General features: G+C 63.9%; 13 protein-coding genes and 1 pseudogene. 11 read left to right on the top strand and 3 right to left on the bottom strand.

The window, feature by feature from the left end:
* Positions 1 to 135 precede the first annotated feature (135 nt).
* Complete coding sequence (locus JWQ81_RS23705) at positions 136 to 1,098, top strand: CoA ester lyase (protein ID WP_297544700.1); 963 nt, start codon at positions 136 to 138, stop codon at positions 1,096 to 1,098.
* 139 nt (positions 1,099 to 1,237) lie between these two features.
* On the opposite strand, the gene JWQ81_RS23700 is transcribed toward JWQ81_RS23705, so the two are convergent.
* Positions 1,238 to 2,422: an MmgE/PrpD family protein gene (locus JWQ81_RS23700; protein ID WP_297544699.1), complete on the bottom strand. Its 1,185-nt coding sequence runs from the start codon at positions 2,420 to 2,422 to the stop codon at positions 1,238 to 1,240.
* A 244-nt stretch (positions 2,423 to 2,666) separates the two neighbouring features.
* A complete protein-coding gene (locus tag JWQ81_RS23695; RefSeq protein ID WP_297544698.1) occupies positions 2,667 to 3,308 on the bottom strand; it encodes a TetR family transcriptional regulator in 642 nt (213 codons plus the stop codon).
* A 428-nt stretch (positions 3,309 to 3,736) separates the two neighbouring features.
* Here JWQ81_RS23695 and fadD8 point away from each other — a divergent pair, with 428 nt between their 5' ends.
* From fadD8 to JWQ81_RS23680, 3 genes and pseudogenes are all read left to right on the top strand, one after another.
* Positions 3,737 to 5,602 (top strand): fatty-acid--CoA ligase FadD8, encoded by a 1,866-nt coding sequence (fadD8, locus tag JWQ81_RS23690; RefSeq protein WP_297544697.1) that lies wholly within the window; start codon positions 3,737 to 3,739, stop codon positions 5,600 to 5,602.
* A gap of 179 nt (positions 5,603 to 5,781) precedes the next feature.
* Positions 5,782 to 7,473, top strand: a complete 1,692-nt coding sequence (locus tag JWQ81_RS23685) for a thiamine pyrophosphate-binding protein (RefSeq protein ID WP_297544696.1) — start codon at positions 5,782 to 5,784, stop codon at positions 7,471 to 7,473.
* Positions 7,474 to 7,662: 189 nt separating this feature from the next.
* A pseudogene (locus tag JWQ81_RS23680) lies at positions 7,663 to 7,974 on the top strand (FMN-dependent NADH-azoreductase); the annotation flags it as partial.
* A 317-nt stretch (positions 7,975 to 8,291) separates the two neighbouring features.
* Here the strand turns inward: JWQ81_RS23680 and JWQ81_RS23675 are convergent.
* Positions 8,292 to 9,167, bottom strand: coding sequence for an aldo/keto reductase (locus tag JWQ81_RS23675; RefSeq protein WP_297544695.1), 876 nt, complete (start codon positions 9,165 to 9,167; stop codon positions 8,292 to 8,294).
* A gap of 353 nt (positions 9,168 to 9,520) precedes the next feature.
* Here JWQ81_RS23675 and JWQ81_RS23670 point away from each other — a divergent pair, with 353 nt between their 5' ends.
* Genes JWQ81_RS23670 through JWQ81_RS23640 form a run of 7 tightly spaced genes read left to right on the top strand, consistent with a single transcriptional unit; the run spans position 9,521 to position 15,585 of the window.
* A complete protein-coding gene (locus tag JWQ81_RS23670; protein WP_297544694.1) occupies positions 9,521 to 10,708 on the top strand; it encodes a lipid-transfer protein in 1,188 nt (395 codons plus the stop codon).
* Positions 10,709 to 11,167 carry a MaoC family dehydratase N-terminal domain-containing protein gene (locus JWQ81_RS23665; protein ID WP_297544693.1) on the top strand — a complete coding sequence of 153 codons (459 nt, stop codon included), beginning with the start codon at positions 10,709 to 10,711 and terminating at the stop codon, positions 11,165 to 11,167. It abuts the gene before it with no gap.
* A complete protein-coding gene (locus tag JWQ81_RS23660; protein ID WP_297544692.1) occupies positions 11,164 to 11,574 on the top strand; it encodes a MaoC/PaaZ C-terminal domain-containing protein in 411 nt (136 codons plus the stop codon). The genes JWQ81_RS23665 and JWQ81_RS23660 overlap by 4 nt, the downstream gene beginning before the upstream one ends.
* A gap of 15 nt (positions 11,575 to 11,589) precedes the next feature.
* Positions 11,590 to 12,420, top strand: a complete 831-nt coding sequence (locus JWQ81_RS23655; RefSeq protein WP_297544691.1) for an SDR family oxidoreductase — start codon at positions 11,590 to 11,592, stop codon at positions 12,418 to 12,420.
* Positions 12,421 to 12,430: 10 nt separating this feature from the next.
* Positions 12,431 to 13,573: an acyl-CoA dehydrogenase family protein gene (locus JWQ81_RS23650; protein WP_297544690.1), complete on the top strand. Its 1,143-nt coding sequence runs from the start codon at positions 12,431 to 12,433 to the stop codon at positions 13,571 to 13,573.
* Between the two features lie 17 nt (positions 13,574 to 13,590).
* The gene (locus tag JWQ81_RS23645) at positions 13,591 to 14,382 is read left to right on the top strand and encodes an enoyl-CoA hydratase (RefSeq protein ID WP_297544689.1); all 792 of its coding nucleotides are present in this window, start codon (positions 13,591 to 13,593) and stop codon (positions 14,380 to 14,382) included.
* A 57-nt stretch (positions 14,383 to 14,439) separates the two neighbouring features.
* Entirely contained in the window at positions 14,440 to 15,585 is a 1,146-nt protein-coding gene (locus JWQ81_RS23640; RefSeq protein ID WP_297544688.1) for an acyl-CoA dehydrogenase family protein, read from the top strand.
* Positions 15,586 to 15,605 lie beyond the last annotated feature (20 nt).

Genomic DNA, 15,605 nt, shown 5'->3' with positions numbered 1-15,605 from the left:
CGTTGACACCGCCCGGAGCCGATGACAACCTCAAGTGTGCCGAACTGCGGTCTGCTATGCCACTATATGGCATGTCGTAGTCGGAGTGTGGCCCGCTGCCCATCGGTTCTTCAGCGCAATCGAAAAGAGGATTCCATGCCACGCCCCTATCGGCCCCGGCGCTCCTGCCTCGCCGTTCCTGGCAGCAGCGAGAAGATGCTCAAGAAAGCGCAGACCCTGCAGGCAGATCAGGTATTCCTCGATCTCGAAGACTCGGTTGCCCCTACGGCCAAGCCCGGCTCGCGCGCAAATATTATCGCTGCTCTCCGCGACGGAGTTTGGACAGGGAAGACGCGGGCCGTGCGTATCAACGACGCGGACACGAGGTGGGCCTACGACGACGTGATCAGTGTCGTGACCCATGCGGGGGAGCACCTCGATTGCATCATGTTGCCCAAGGTCGAGAAGATCGCACACATCCTGTGGCTGGACGTACTCCTCAATCAGCTTGAGATGTCGTTGGGCCTTCCTCAGGGTGGTATCGGTATCGAGGCGCAGATCGAAGGCCCCGGTGGGCTCAGTGACATCGACGCGATCGCCGCGGCGACGCCCCGCCTCGAGACGATCATCTTCGGCCCGGGAGATTTCGGTGCGGCAATGCACATGCCACAACTCACCATCGGGGGAGGGGATCTCGACCACGGCCCCAATCCGTTCGATCACGTGCTGATGGATATCGCCGTTGCTGCACGCAAGCACGGGGTTCAAGCCATTGATGGTCCGTTCGCAAAGATTCACGACCTCGACGGATATCGCAGCTATTGCGAACGCGCCGCCGCATACGGATTCGACGGAAAGTGGGTTCTCCATCCCGGTCAGATCGGTGTAGCCAATGCGGTGTTCTCTCCACCCCAAGAGTCGTACGACAAGGCGGAGCTGATTCTCGACGCCTACGCGTACTACACCTCCGATGCCGGCGGATCGGTGGGTGCTGTCATGCTCGGTGACGAGATGATAGACGAGGCCAGCGCGAAGATCGCTCGGTCGATGGCTGTACGTGGACGACGACTGGCGATGAAGCGAACCAGTGTCTTCTCACCGCCAGCGCCCTCTGTCTAGACGCATGTGCGTCGTAGGCCTCTGTCGAGGCGAAGTCCGCTGGTGGTCGCCTAGGACGCGGCGCCCGGCTGAGCGGGTGGGCCTGCTCGCGCCAACCTGCCCTAATGCTCGGCCGCGGCTGCTTCTCGTGTTCGCCTCGTCAAAAGTTGCGGCGCAGCACGTCTGCGGCGTCGGGCCAACTCAGGTCCATGATCGCCGCGGCACGCGCGTGGCCGACGCAGCTCGTCACCTTCGCGGAGAGGTCGTCGGCGCTGGCGGGCAGTTCAGGGTGGCCGTACGGTAGATCGAGCGCAGACTCGGTAACCGTCCCGTCCGTCCATTCGATCTCGATTCGCGTTTCGCCATCCATCACGCCTTCAGCGGGTCCAGGTGTGGCGGCAACCTCAACTCGATTCATCAAGGCGCGAATCGAGGCTCGGTTTACTGAGGCGTCGGTGAACTCCGCTATTCCGGGAAACTCGTCGACCAGCGTGGTCGCCACTGCGTATTCCATACTGAACTTGGCTTCCAACCCCGTGCTCGGGTTGTGGTGGATGAGCGGTTGCATACCAGTCTGAGGGGTATGTACCCGAATTCTCTCGATGAGACTCAGATCCTTGCCCGGTCGTGACAGTCCTCGGACAGCGCTGATCGGACGTTGCATGGCGTAACAGCAGGGATGTAACTTGATTGCAAAACCTCCCGGTATGGTCGGCCCGGACAGGTCCAGATCCGCCCTTCCTCCCATTAGTCGAAACCAATCATCGAGGACGGCGGGAGCAGCGGTCGCGCCAGCCGCTGCCAGTCGCGCGGCTCGGACTCCAGCGTCGGTGGCGAATCCCACCTGCAGGGCTTTGCCGGCTGTGCCGAATGCTCGTTGAAGCCCTCCCGCACCGGGTATCGCCAGTGCCATCGCTCGGGCCAATCCGGCAACGTCGAGCCCCAGGGTGAGGCCGGCTGCTATGGCAGCCGCCGGTGCGCCCGCTGTACAGGTGGTATGCCAACCCTGCGAGTAATGCCGCCAACCCAACGCCGTTCCGATCCTCGCCATGGCGCCCGCCGCTGCGAGGTATTCCCGCGCGCCACCTCCGACCGACAGCGTCGCGTTGACGCACACGACACTCACATGGGAACTCGATGGCAAGTGCACATCGTCGAAATCCAACGCGTGCCCGATTGCGGCCCAACGCAGGGGTTCCGGGAGACCCGTTGTCATCTGTACGACAGGCTCGTCGGACGCCGCCAACGTCACCGCGACGGTGTCGACCAGCGCCTTGTGAGCAAGCTCGAGGTCGCTGTCGTCCGGGCGTAGCTGGAAGGCCCAATCGGCGATATCCGCGATCATGCGCTCACGTCCGAGCGTTGCGCCGCGTGAGCGGCCCGCGCAGGCGTGCGATGCGCACGGTCCGACCATCGTGCCCGAAGCCCAGTTCGGCGACTGTCCATCTACACCGTCCTGCGTCGTGTCGTATTCGGAATGCAGTGCTATTCACCGGTACGAACATCGGCGTCGCGCCAAGATCGTGCGCGGTACTGCGTCCCGACACGTTTCGGGGCGCCAATAGGAGTCAACGGTCAGACTGTTTCTTTCACGCAGCCGATGAATCGGGGCGCAAGTGGAAAATTGCATTGGCGGATTGAACGATATCCACTATTTCATTGACCGCTGTGACCGTACTCTTAACTCGCCGATGTGTCGATACTTTCCGGTGGCGGTACCATCCGAATGCCGATTCCCAGACAGTGGCCGCGAGATAAGGCCTCGGATCACTTTGTGAGTCGATGCCCAGACGTTCTCCGATCAGTTGGGTAAGGGCGACAACCATTCGCTCGCGATGAATGACGACTTGTGCGTGCAATTCTGCTGATGACTCGCTCAGTTCGGCTCGCAGGTTTTCTAGGTCATAGTCGTAGTTTTCGGAGAGGTGAAGGTTGACGGCTCGCAAGCTCTCGATCAAAGATTCGTCGGCCGGTCTTTCGTTAAGTAATGGCCGAGCAGTCTCGACGTAGCTGTCCATGTCGGTGAAGAGCAAGGATTCTTTTGAGCGAAAGTGCCGAAAGAACGTCGAGGGATCTACATCCGAACGGTTGGCGATGTCGACGACCGTTACCGCGTCGAACCCGCGTTCTGCGAACAGTTCCAGCGCAGAGCGGGTGAGCGAAGATCGCGTCTGCTGTAATTTACGCTCACGCCTGCCGACTGGCTGCTCTTCTGTCAACTCGTCCGCCATTATCCTCTGCACCTCTTGTCTCGTCCAACCGTCAGCATGCTATCAGTCGACCCGAGCCGTTGTGATCGATCACTGCGTTGTGCCGACGAGACCACCGGGCGGATGAAAGCTCGGATGCTCATTGGATCTCTCCCGCTGTCGGGCTGCCGCGTCGCAGTCTGAAGCTCAGTGAAACCCAACTCACCGTTCCCAGAAAGCCTCACCAATTCACGTCACCGACGGTGACGTGCAGCTACCGAACCCGCTCGGCGCGGCACCGCTGCCTGCATGGGGCTCGTGAGGCGAGGTTCCCGCAGGATGAACATCTTACAAGGAGGAGCATGGGGCCTGCAAATGCCGATCACTTGTTTTAGCCGGTCGTGCTGCGCGACTGCGACCAGACACGGGGCAGCTTTTGTGCTGCCCGCGCCCGCCGACACTGCCGAACGTTGGCGCTCTGGCTGCTTATTCGGTGGGGGATGAGTGTCTCGGTGATCCCCGTCACCCTGGGCGGGCTGCTGTACCGGGCGCATCCTTGCTGGTCGCACAGGCCTGGCCAAGCGCTGACGGCGGGTCATGCCGACCCGGCGCCGTCGTGGCGTAGAGCCCGTCAAAGCCTCGACAGTGCCACGAGTGCGACGCGAGGAGAGTCCGTGTCATCGCACGGTTGGGAAGCACTTGCTATTGACTCTTATATGCGATTTACTTCTGTGACTATGAGTGACGACCCGCGCAACCCCAACCACACCGGTCACCTGCTGGCCGCCGCGCTGAGGCGCCACCGGGACAAGCCGGTGCTGTTCCTTGGCGACACCACGCTGACCGGCGGCCAGCTCGCTGACCGGATCAGCCAGTACATACAGGCCTTTGAGGCGCTCGGCGCGGGGACAGGCGCCGCCGTCGCGCTGCTCTCGCTCAACCGTCCCGAGGTGCTGATGATGGCCGGCGCCAGCCAGACCCAAGGTTTCCGGCGGACACCGCTGCACCCGCTGGGTTCGTTTGATGACCACGCCTATGCGCTGTCCGACGCCGGGGTCACCACGCTGGTCATCGACCCCAATCCGATGTTCGTCGAGCGCGCACGGCGCCTGGTGGACAAGGTCGACTCGCTCAGCCAGATCCTCACGATCGGCCCAGTGCCTGCCCAGCTCGGCGACGTCGGCACCGATATCTCTGCAGCAGCGGCCGGCTTCAGTCCGCGCACGCTCGTCGCCGCCGACCTGCGACCCGATCATGTCATCGGCCTTTCCTACACCGGCGGAACCACTGGCAAGCCGAAGGGTGTCGTCGGCACGGCGAGGGAAATGGCGACCATGACCGCCATCCAGCTCGCCGAATGGGAGTGGCCGGCCAACCCACGGTTCCTGATGTGCGCACCGCTGTCGCATGCCGGTGGGACGTTCTTTACCCCAGTCGTCGTCAAGGGCGGCGAGATGATCGTCCTGAAGAGATTCGACCCGGCTGAGGTGCTGAAAACCATTGAGGAGCAGCACATCACGGCGACGATGCTGGTCCCGTCGATGCTGTATGCGCTGCTGGACCACCCTGACTCGCGGACCCGTGATCTGTCATCGCTGGAAACCGTCTACTACGGCGCATCGGCCATCAATCCGGTGCGTCTGGCCGAGGCGATCGAGCGGTTCGGCCCGATCTTCGCGCAGTTCTACGGGCAGTCCGAGGCGCCGATGGTCATCACGTATCTGGCCAAGGCCGATCATGACGAGAAGCGGCTGGCCTCGTGCGGGCGACCCACTCCGCTGGCACGGACTGCGCTGCTCGGCGAGGACGGCGAGCCGGTGCGGCAGGGCGAGCCGGGCGAGATCTGTGTCAGCGGCCCCCTGTTGTCAGCGGGCTACTGGAACCTGCCCCAGGTCACTGCCGAGACATTCAGGGACGGTTGGCTGCACACCGGTGACATAGCCCGCGAGGACGAGGACGGTTTCTGGTTCATCGTCGACCGCGTGAAGGACATGATCGTCACCGGTGGCTTCAACGTGTTTCCGCGGGAGGTCGAAGACGTGGTGGCCGAGCATTCGGCGGTCGCGCAGGTCTGCGTGATCGGGACACCTGACGAGCAGTGGGGCGAGGCGGTCACTGCGGTCGTCGTGCTGCGGCCGGGCGCTCCGGACGACGGTAGGGCGATCGCGACCATGACCTCCGAGATCCAGGCTGCGGTCAAGACACGCAAGGGTTCGGTGCAGTCGCCCAAGCAGGTCGTGGTGGTGGACTCATTGCCGCTGACCGCGTTGGGCAAGCCGGACAAGAAGGCGGTACGCGCCAGGTTCTGGGAAGGGGCGGACAGGGCGATCGGCTGAATTCCGCTGCCCACCCCGGCGCGAAGGCATCGTGCGTCGCTACGCCGATAGCGGCAGCGAGGGCCACACGCTTGAAGGTGTTGTCGCGGGACAAGGCCCACTGAATCGAGGAAAGCATGACCGACGGCAATCCTCCGAATCAAGAGACCCGTTCTCACATCGAAGTCAGGAAACGCAAAATGGCAACCGCTACCACCGCAGCAAGCGTCGGCTCTTACCTGGCGACGCGGCTGGTGCAGCTCGGTGTCACCCACCTATTCGGGCTGCCCGGTGATTTCAACCTGACGCTTCTCGACGAATTGCTCGCCGTGGAGGGCATCGAGTGGTCGGGATCGACGAACGAGCTCAATGCCGCCTACACCGCGGACGGATATGCCCGGGTGGGCCGCCGTCCGGGCGCTCTCCTCACTACCCACGGGGTAGGCGAGTTGTCAGCAATCAACGGTATCGCCGGCAGCTACGCCGAAGACGTACCCGTCGTGCACATAGTCGGCATGCCCCCTCGCGCGGCGATAGCGCGCCGCTCCCCGCTGCACCACACCCTGCTCGACGGTGATTTCCTGCGGTTCGAACGGATGTCCCGCGAAGTCACCGCGGCCCAGGCTATCCTGGATCCACGCACCGCAGCACAGGAAATCGACCGAGTCCTGCTAACCGCCCTGAACACGAGCAAACCCGTCTACCTCGGTGTACCGCTGGACGTAGCAAACGCACCCATCCCCAGCGAACCCTTGCGGACCCCTCTACGAGCCATAGACAGTGAGCCTGCCGCGGTCGAGATGTTCCACAAAGCCCTCGAACGCCGTTTCGCCGGCCAACAGAAGCTCACCATGCTGGCCGGGCCACGCATACATCGCCGGGGCCTGGAAACGACGGTGGCCGAACTCGCCGAACTGCCCGGAGTCCAGGTGGCATTCCAGCCCGGATCGAAACCGCTGCTAGATGCCGACCACCCGGCCAGTCTGGGCACCTACTTCGGCACAGCCACCCGGTCAGACGAAGCCCGGGAAGCGATCGACAACGCTTCTCTGCTGGTCATGGCCGGAACAGTGGAGAATGACTTCACCACCGGAGCCTTCACCCACCGCTACGACTCCGCACTCGCAGTGGAGCTGACGATCGACCACGCGCGGATCGGACGGACAATATACCCGGGTGTGCGGCTGGAGGACTCACTGCAGGTCCTACACCAACTGGTGAGCAAGCACCAGTTCACCGACGCCAGCCCGATCGCGCCTACCACGCCCGCGTCCGACCCCGGGGGGAACCTCGACGAACCGCTGAACCACGCACGATTCTGGGCAGGAGTGCAGGACTGGCTTCCGCCGTCAACGACAGTGGCCGCCGACATCGGGACAGCGTTGTACGGCGCGCTCGATCTCCAACTCCCACCCGAATGCGAACTGCTCGACCAGCCAGTGTGGTCATCGATCGGATTCACCCTCCCGGCCATACTCGGCGCCGCGTTGGCCCGGCCCGATCGACGACCAGTCCTGTTCATCGGGGACGGCTCAGCACAGCTGACCGTGCAGGAACTCGGTACGTTCTATGCCCGCGGTATCCGACCCGTTGTGTTCGTGCTCAACAACGACGGCTACACGGTCGAACGGATCCTCCAGAACCCGAAGGCCGACTACCACGCCATCGTCCAATGGAACTGGACCGAGCTGCCCTCCGCGCTCGGTGGCACGAATGTACGCACCGCGAAGGTCCGTACCATCCGCGAACTGCGGAACGCACTCCAAGGCGCCTCGGACCCCGAACACGCATGGCTCATCGAAGTAATGCTGCCGCCGATGGACATACCACATCTACTTGTAGAACTCGCCCGCAGGAAAAGACCCACCAATTCGACAGCCTTGAAGCACTGATCGGCTGGGCGGGCTGTCTCTATGGTTTCGCAAGCTCGGCTCGCAGTAGCTGTGGGGCGTTGTCGCTGGACGACCGGCTCCCCCTAGAGCACCTGGCCCGGTTCCTCGCCGGCGTCTTCGACGGGTCACTCGACCCCAGACCCGCCAGTTACCCGTTACCGAGACAACGCTCCCAGCAGTCATCCGGGCCTCGCACCTGGGCTGTCGGTCGACGCGGAGACGCATACCGGTTTGCTCGGACGCCGGGAGTTCATCGTGCTCGCCTCACGCGGTGGCGGTTACAACGAAGGAACGCCTCGCGAAGGCTGGGACCACGCAGAGGCGTGGCTCCCGCACGGCGTATCGGGGATGGGCCTGGAACCGCGCTTCATCACGGCCCAACTCACCCTGGCCGAGGTGAACCCGGCCATGGCCGAACTGATCCCGCTCGCGAAGGAGAGCCTGGCGGCAGTCGAGCGAGAGATCGACGCTCTGTGGTCACCAGTTCCCGCCGAGGTCTGACCCCAATCCCCGCCGCGCGCGACCGCGATGCGTGACCGGGTAGGGCGGAGCCAGGCGGCGAGACCTGTCGGCGCGAGGCGCGGTAGGCACAGGCAGCGCGCGAATCGGCTCTGTGCGTGCGGGTGTCAGAAGCGGCGACTGGCCCGATGGAGGGCAAGGCGGCCCGCTAAGGGCGTCGCGGCACTGCCGCGGCCATCGCTCCCGGTCGGGTCGGACGCGATCGACCATATTTCACCGGATTCCGCGCGGTGTCCACTACTCGACCGTGATCGCCCCCGCTGTTCGTGAGTGGTGTCGCCGGCCCGGTGATCCGTAGATCAGATAGCGTCGGACAGCGCCTTGAACTCCTCGTTGGTGAGGGTGATGGTCGCGGCTGCGGTGTTCTCCTCGACGTGCGCGACGCGCGAGGTGCCCGGAATCGGGAGGAGCACCGGGGAGCGCCGCAGCAGCCAGGCAAGGGCCAACTGGGAAGGGCTGACGCCACGCTGACTGGCGAAGGTGTCTAGCGGCCCGCCGGCGCGGGCGAGTTGGCCGGTGGCAATGGGAAACCAGGGCACGAAGGCGATGTTGTTGGCCTCGGCGTAATCGAGGACGTCGTCGGCCTTACGCATGACGAGGTTGTAGAGGTTTTGCACCGAGACGATATCAGCGATCTCGCGCGCCTGCTGCACCTGTTCGATGCTCACCTCGGAGAGGCCGATATGGCGAATCTTGCCCTCCTGCTGCAATTCGACGAGCGCGCCGAGCTGATCGGCCAGTGGTACGGCGGAGTCGATGCGGTGCAACTGGTAGAGGTCGATCCGTTCGAGCCCGAGGTGGCGCAGGCTCAAATGCAGCTGCTGGCGCAGGTATTCGGGCCTGCCGAGCGGACGCCAGTCGCCCGGGCCGGAGCAGCGGGTGAGACCGCCCTTGGTGGCGATGACGATATCGTCGGCATAAGGATGCAGCGCGACGCGGATGAGGCTCTCGCTGACGAACGGGCCGTAGGAGTCCGCGGTGTCGATGAAGTTGACGCCCAGTTCCACCGCGCGGCGCAGTACACGAACGGCTTCGGCGGGATCCTTGGGATCGCCCCAGACACCGGGGCCGGTGAGTTGCATCGTGCCGTAACCGAGACGGTTGACAGGCACGTCGCCGCCGAGGGCGAAGGTGCCCGAGGCGTCGGCGGGTCGAGAGGCGGTCGATGTGGTCATACAGTCACTCCATAAGCGAGTAGGTGGTCGGTCGTGACGTCGTAGTGCGAGCGTGACCCGGCAGCCAACCGCGGGCTGACTCGCAACGACTGAAGTGCGCCGTCTGCGGATGCCGGTTACCTCAGGCCGTCGTCATGCCACGGGCGGCCGTGATCTTGCCGATGAGCTCCGCCAACTGTCCTTCTCCATGCGAGAGCGTCGCCGCGACGGGGTGACTGGTCGGGATCGAGCGGGCGGGCATGGCGATCTCTCCTTGCTCGGGTGACGGCGGCTCGGATGGTTAAGTCTGCGCCGGGCGAGCCTGACATGCAAGCCGCTTGCATAATCGTTTCACTTGCAGTATGACTGGGAGGGTGACGAAGAACAAGGCACGTGTACTGGGCGTGGGGATGGTTCCCTTCGCGACCCCGAGTCGAAGCGAGTCCTACGACGTGATGGGCGAGAAGGCGGCAATAGCGGCCCTCGCCGACGCCGGTATCGACTATGGCCAGGTTCAGCACGCATACGTCGGCTATGTCTACGGCGACTCGACCTCTGGGCAAGCCGCCCTCTACGGGGTGGGCCAGACCGGTATCCCGATCGTCAACGTCAACAACGCCTGCGCGACAGGCTCCACCGCGCTCTTCCTCGCCCGGCAGGCCGTGGAGAGCGGTGCTGTTGATTGTGTGCTCGCTCTGGGCTTCGAGCAGATGCAGCGCGGCGCACTGGGCACGCACTGGTCGGACCGGCCGACACCTTTCGACCGGTTCGACGCAGTGAGGCACGCGGTCCAAGGTCAGGACGAATCCCCGTTCGCGGCACAGTATTTCGGTGGCGCGGGACGGCAGTACGCCGAGAAGTATGGCATTGCGCGAGAGGTCTTCGCCAAGATCTCTGTCAAGGCACGCCGGCATGCCGCCAACAACCCGTATGCCGTCTTCCGTGACCAGGTCACTGTCGAGGAAGTACTGGCGTCGCCGCATATCTACGGCCCTCTGACGCGCCTGCAGTGTTGCCCGCCCACCTGCGGTGCGGCGGCAGCGGTGATCTGCAGCGAGGAGTTCGCTCGCAAGCACGGCCTCGATGCATCGGTCGTCATCAAAGCGCAAGCGATGACGACCGACTTCGCGTCGACATTCGACAGTGCGGACATGATGAACTTGGTCGGGTACGACATGGCCAGAGCGGCGGCGGACCAGGTCTACGAAGCAGCTGGCGTCGACCCGGGGGACATTCGAGTTGTCGAGCTGCATGACTGTTTCACCACCAACGAATTGATCACCTACGAAGGGCTCGGGCTCACGCCGGAGGGCACTGCCGAGAAGTTCATCGCCGACGGCGACAACACCTATGGCGGACGGGTGGTCACCAACCCGTCGGGTGGTCTGCTCTCGAAGGGGCATCCACTCGGCGCGACCGGCCTTGCCCAGTGCGCCGAGCTCGTGTGGCAGCTGCGTGGGCAGGCCGAGGCCCGCCAGGTCGAGGGCGTCAAACTTGCGCTGCAGCACAACATCGGAGTCGGTGGGGCAGCGGTCGTGACACTGTATGAGAAGGTGAGCTGAGTGGCTGTAGACCCCGCGTTCATCGGAACACAGCTTCCGGTAACAACGCTCGCCATCGACGCCGGGCGCCTTCGCTTTTTCGCGAAGGCGATCGGCGAGACCAACCCGCTGTATACCGATATCGATGCGGCGAAAGCCGCTGGCCACGCTGATTTGCCCGCACCGCCGACTTTTCTGTTCTCCATCGAGCTGGAAAATCCAGATCAGTTCGGATGGGTCACCGATCAGGGCATCGACCCGCGCTTCCTACTACATGGCGAGCAGTCGTTCACCTATCACTCCACGGCATACGCGGGTGACACGCTCACGGCGGCCCCACGGATCGTCGACGTCTACAGCAAGAAGGGCGGAGCGCTGGAGTTCATTGTCAAGAACACCGCGATCACCCGCGCCGACGGGTCAGCGGTTGCCGACCTGGAGACGGTAATCGTCGTCCGCAACCCCGGAGCAGTCACATGACATGGACTCAGCAGACCGAGGTCGGCACCGAACTTCCGGCATTGAAGATCGGTTCGATCTCGCGCACCACTCTGGCGTTGTTCGCCGGCGCCTCCGGCGACCACAACCGGATGCACATTGACATCGACGTGGCCAGGTCCGCGGGTCTGGACGATGTGTTCGCGCACGGCATGCTGTCGATGGCCTACCTCGGGCGACTGTTGACCGATTGGGTGCCGCAGCAGCGGATCCGGTCCTACCGAGTGCGGTTCGCGGCGATCACGCCGGTGCTGGGCCAGCCGACTGCCACCGGGAAAGTCGTCTCGATCGATGAGGTGGACGGCGAACGCCGGGCCACCTTGGCGCTCGCCGTCACTCTCGCCGACGGCACCGTCACCCTGACCGGCGACGCCGTCGTCGCACTCTGAAAGGTATTGCAGAACATGGGAACTCTTGATGGCAAGGTTGCCATTGTCTCCGGTTCGGGTCGTGGCATCGGCCGCGAGATCGCATTGAAGCTCGCCGCCGAGGGCGCTTCGGTCGTGGTCAATGACCTCGATGTCGAACCTGCCAAGGATACTGTCGCGGCGATCGAGGCCGCGGGCGGAACGGCGGTCGTGTGTGCGGGCAGCGTGACCGAGGAGGGGTTCGCCGAGCGCTTCGTGCAGGCCGCCGTCGAGTCGTTCGGCGGCCTGGACATCATCATCAACAACGCGGGCTACACGTGGGATTCGGTGATTCAGAAGATGACCGACGAGCAGTGGGATGCCATCCTCGACGTGCACCTCAAGGCGCCGTTTCGGATCCTGCGCGCCGCCCAACCGGTGATCTCCGCGGCGGTCAAGAAGGCAAAGCAAGCCGGCGAGCCGATCCCCTGCCGCAAGGTCGTCAACATCTCCTCACTCTCGGGGACGGGTGGCAGCGTCGGGCAGGCGAACTACTCGGCGGCCAAGGCCGGTGTCACTGGTTTGTCCAAGACCCTCGCGAAGGAGTGGGGCCGCTATAACGTCACCGTCAACTCCGTTGCCTTTGGCATGATCAAAACCCGCCTCACCGAGGCGCCCGCCGGCGCGGGCGCCACGATCGACATAGATGGCAGGGCAATCAAGGTCGGCGTGAACCCGGACGTGGTTACGGCGATGGAGACGTCGATTCCCCTCGGCCGCGGTGGCACAGCCGTCGAAGCGGCCGGCGCCGTCTACCTCCTGTGCACGCCCGAATCCAACTATGTCAGCGGGCAGACTCTGGTCTGCGGCGGCGGCCTCAACTTCTGAGGGAACCACAATGTATCGCTCGCTTTGGGTCGACGACGAGGTCGCCGCGCTAAAGGACATGGCTCGTAAGTTCTTCGACACCGAGGGAGCTCCGAACCGGGAGCGCTGGGAACAGCAGCAGCATATCGACCGGGAGTTCTGGCTTAAGGCTGGGAAGCTCGGCTTGCTGTGTGCGGCGATACCCGTCGAATATGGCGGCGGCGGCGGCTCGATCGCGCACGACCTGGCGATCTTCGAGGCGGCGTCGGCCAGCGGCGAAACCGGCTTCGGCAATCACGCGCACAGCGGGGTCGTCGCGCATTACTTGGCGACGTACGGCACCGAGGAGCAGAAGCGGCGCTGGCTTCCCAGGATGGCGACAGGCGAGCTGCTCGGCGCAGTCGCCATGACCGAGCCGGGTGCCGGGTCTGACCTCAAAGCTCTGCGCACCACGGCGATCCGCGACGGCGACCATTACCGACTCAACGGCGCGAAGACGTTCATCACGAACGGCGCCACCGCTGACATCGTCGTGCTTGTAGTCAAGACCAACCCTGCGGCCGCGTCGGTCCACGGCATCTCGTTGTTGGTCTTGGAGACAGCGGATGCTGCCGGATTCAAGGTCGGCAGGAAGTTGAAGAAGGTTGGCATGAAGGCGGCGGACACCGCCGAGCTGTTCTTCGACGACGTTCGAGTGCCGGTAGCGAACCTGCTCGGCAAGGAAGGCAAGGGATTCAGCTACTCGATGGCCAAGCTCCCCTGGGAGCGGCTGATTATCGCCATCATGGGAATCGCCGCGCTGGAGCGAGCCGTCGAGGAAACCGTTGCTTACACAAAACAGCGCAAGGCATTCGGGCAGACACTGTTCGACATGCAGAACACCCGATTCGAGCTCGCCGAATGTGCCACAGTCGCTCACATCGCGCGCGTCTTCGTTGACAGCTGCATCGACCGCCACCTGCGCGGCGAACTCGACCCGGCCGCCGCCTCCATGGCCAAGTACTGGGTCACCGACATACAGTGCCAGGTCGTCGACCGGTGTGTGCAGCTGTTCGGCGGCTACGGCTACATGCTGGAATACCCGATCGCTCAGATGTTCATCGACGGACGCGCGCAGCGAATCTATGGCGGCGCCAATGAAGTCATGAAAGAACTCATCGCTCGCTCGCTGTAGCCGGATAGAAGGACGAAATGCAGATCACCCCGACCGAAAACCTGCGAGTCGACCGTGATGGAGGTCTCCTGCGTCTCACCATCACCCGGCCGGCCCGGATGAACGCCATCGACCTGGCCAGCATGATCGAGATCGGCGACGTCTTGACCGAGGCGGCAACCGACTCGTCGGTCCGCGTCGTAGTGCTGACCGGCGAGGGCAAGGCGTTTTGCACCGGCGCCGACGTGTCCTCGCCCGTCCACGACGCGGGCGGCCGGAAGGGATCAGAAATCGTGATGGATGCGGCTAATCGCATGATCCGGTCGGTGGTCACGGTGCCGGTCCCAGTGATTACCAGGATCAACGGACCCGTCGCCGGCGTCGGACTGTCCCTCGCCTTGGCCGCCGATCTCATCTACGCCGCCGAAAGTACCTATCTGCTCATGCCGTTCATCAATATCGGCTTGATGCCGGACGGCGGCGCCACCGCGCTCGTCGCGGCCGCTGTCGGCCGCGTGCGGGCAGCGGCGCTGGCCCTCTTGGGCGAGCGGCTCCCGGTCGCAGAGGCCGCTGCCGCCGGGCTCATCACCAAGGCGCTACCCGACGACCAACTCGACGCGCACGTCGACGCCGTCGCGGGCAAGCTCGCCAGAGGACCGCGCCGCGCGCTGGAACTGACCAAGGCATCCCTCAACGCCGCCACCCTCACCGAACTCGATGCGGCCCTGGAACGCGAAACGGTAGGCCAGATCGAGCTGATGACCACGTCCGATTTCATCGAAGGGGCGACGGCGATGCTCACCCGCCGGCAGCCCAACTTCGGGTCTTGAACTTGCAAGGAGAGTCGATGTCCCCATTTCCACCCTCGAGCCACCTGGAGCACCCTCATGGGCGTTGAGTTCAGCTCGGAACAACAGGAATTCGCTAAGGCCATTGCCAACTTCGCCAAGCGCGAGGCAGGCACTCGCGAGCAGCGAGACCAGCTCACCAATCATGATGAGCAGGGGCACAATCAGGCCCTCTACGAGAAGATGGCTGCGCTGGGTTGGCTCGGCTTGACTGTGTCGGAGGCGTACGGTGGCTCGGGCGCAACCATGGTGGACATGTGCATCCTGCTCGAGGAGACCGCGCGCGGCATGCTGCCGATCAGTGCGATCGGCCCGACATTGATCACTGGCGGCCCGTACCAGAAATTCGGCACCGAAGCGCAGAAGGACAATGTGCTGCGCGGCATCGTGCGGGGTGTGTCCCAGTCGATTTCGATGTCCGAGCCCGAGGCGGGCTCCGACGTCGGCAACCTCAGCACCAAAGCTGAGAAGACCTCGGACGGTTGGCTCATCAACGGCCAGAAGAGCTGGTGTTCCAACGCACACATCTCCGAGAACATCCTGCTCGTCGCGCGCACCGACCGCAGCGGCGGAAAGCACGAGGGACTCACTATGTTCCACGTGCCAGCCAAAACCCATGGCCTCAAGATCAGCCCGATCGAGCTGATGGGCGGTTTGAACGAAACCAACGACCTCTACTTCACCGACGTCCTGCTGCCCGCCGACGCGGTGATCGGCGAAGTCGGTAACGGCTGGCGTCAACTCATGGCCGGGCTCAACTTCGAGCGCCTCATCATCGCGGCCCAGGGCATCGGGACTGCCCGCCGCGCGTTCGACGACACCCTGCAGTTCGTCAGTCAGCGTAAGCAATTCGGCCGTCCGATCGGTTCATTCCAGGCTCTGCGGCACCGTCTCGCCGACCTCGCCACCGAGATCGAATGCACCAAGCTCCTGGTCTACAGCGTCGCCCGCGAAGCCGACGCCCACCCCGACAAGATGCTTGCCCGTGAAGCCTCGATGGCTAAACTGAAAGCCACCGAGACCGCGAAACAGGTTGCACTGGCTGGCATGCAAATGATGGGTGCCTGCGGCTATGCCAGAGAGTTCGACATGGAAAAGCATGTTCGTAGCACCCTGGTCACCACGATCCTGGGTGGTACCAGCGAAATCCAACGTGACATCATCGGCAAAACCTACGGCTTGTAGGACAGCGGCCGGACCCTGCG

The organism is Amycolatopsis sp. (assembly GCF_025464955.1).
GTDB lineage: Bacteria > Actinomycetota > Actinomycetes > Mycobacteriales > Pseudonocardiaceae > Amycolatopsis.
Note: the sequence above shows the minus strand (reverse complement) of the source record. Positions and strands in the feature narration are given on the sequence as shown.

Coding starts and splice junctions, on each gene's coding strand:
- JWQ81_RS23685 (WP_297544696.1), top strand. CDS start 5,782: ATGGCAACCGCTACCACCGCAGCAAGCGTCGGCTCTTACCTGGCGACG.
- JWQ81_RS23650 (WP_297544690.1), top strand. CDS start 12,431: ATGTATCGCTCGCTTTGGGTCGACGACGAGGTCGCCGCGCTAAAGGAC.
- JWQ81_RS23645 (WP_297544689.1), top strand. CDS start 13,591: ATGCAGATCACCCCGACCGAAAACCTGCGAGTCGACCGTGATGGAGGT.
- JWQ81_RS23655 (WP_297544691.1), top strand. CDS start 11,590: ATGGGAACTCTTGATGGCAAGGTTGCCATTGTCTCCGGTTCGGGTCGT.
- JWQ81_RS23640 (WP_297544688.1), top strand. CDS start 14,440: ATGGGCGTTGAGTTCAGCTCGGAACAACAGGAATTCGCTAAGGCCATT.
- JWQ81_RS23695 (WP_297544698.1), bottom strand. CDS start 3,308: ATGGCGGACGAGTTGACAGAAGAGCAGCCAGTCGGCAGGCGTGAGCGT.
- JWQ81_RS23660 (WP_297544692.1), top strand. CDS start 11,164: ATGACATGGACTCAGCAGACCGAGGTCGGCACCGAACTTCCGGCATTG.
- JWQ81_RS23700 (WP_297544699.1), bottom strand. CDS start 2,422: ATGATCGCGGATATCGCCGATTGGGCCTTCCAGCTACGCCCGGACGAC.
- JWQ81_RS23705 (WP_297544700.1), top strand. CDS start 136: ATGCCACGCCCCTATCGGCCCCGGCGCTCCTGCCTCGCCGTTCCTGGC.
- JWQ81_RS23675 (WP_297544695.1), bottom strand. CDS start 9,167: ATGACCACATCGACCGCCTCTCGACCCGCCGACGCCTCGGGCACCTTC.